The organism is Protofrankia sp. Cr1, assembly GCF_963555865.1.
Lineage (GTDB): Bacteria > Actinomycetota > Actinomycetes > Frankiales > Frankiaceae > Protofrankia.
Genome location: NZ_CAUVXO010000453.1, coordinates 1 through 666, shown reverse-complemented (window position 1 = coordinate 666; position 666 = coordinate 1). Strand labels below are relative to the sequence as shown.

The window sequence follows — 666 nt, the reverse complement described above, 5'->3', positions numbered from 1 at the left end:
CCCGCATCCCGCCTCGGGTTGACCTCACGCCGGTCGAGGCGGGCCTGCCGCACGTCACCACGTCGCTGGGTGCCTTCGCCGTGCAGCTCACCAGCCACCTCCTCCATCGCCACCTCAGCGCCGTCCCTCCCGACCATCGTGTTGAGCGGATCACCGTCAGGGATGGGGCTGAAGCGGCTCGGCTTCAGAACAATCTGGCGGTCCGGCTGTCGGGGGTGGGTCGGCGGGCCGAGGCGCTCGCGCCCGCCACCGAGGCGGTCGACCTCTATCGGCGGTTGGCTGAGGTGGCCCCCGACGCCTACCTGCCCGACCTCGCGATGTCGCTGAACAACCAGGCGGCCTTCCTGTTGGGGGTGGGTCGGCGGGCCGAGGCGCTCGCGCCCGCCACCGAGGCGGTCGACCTCTACCGGCGGTTGGCCGAGGTGGCCCCCGACGCCTACCTCCCCGACCTCGCGATGTCGCTGAACAACCTGGCGGCCTTCCTGTCGGGGGTGGGCCGGCGCGCCGAGGCGCTCGCGCCCGCCACCGAAGCGGCCGACCTCTACCGGCGGTTGGCTGAGGTGGCCCCCGACGCCTACCTGCCCGACCTCGCCGGGTCGCTGACCACTCTGGCGATGTCGCTGTCGGGGGTGGGCGGGCGCGCGGAGGCGCTCGCGCTCGCCACCG

General features: G+C 74.0%; 1 protein-coding gene. It reads left to right on the top strand.

Annotation, left to right across the window (positions count from 1 at the left end; all coding sequences use genetic code 11):
- Positions 1-666: tetratricopeptide repeat protein (locus tag U9980_RS23500; RefSeq protein WP_322769931.1), on the top strand; the 666-nt coding region annotated here is incomplete at both ends.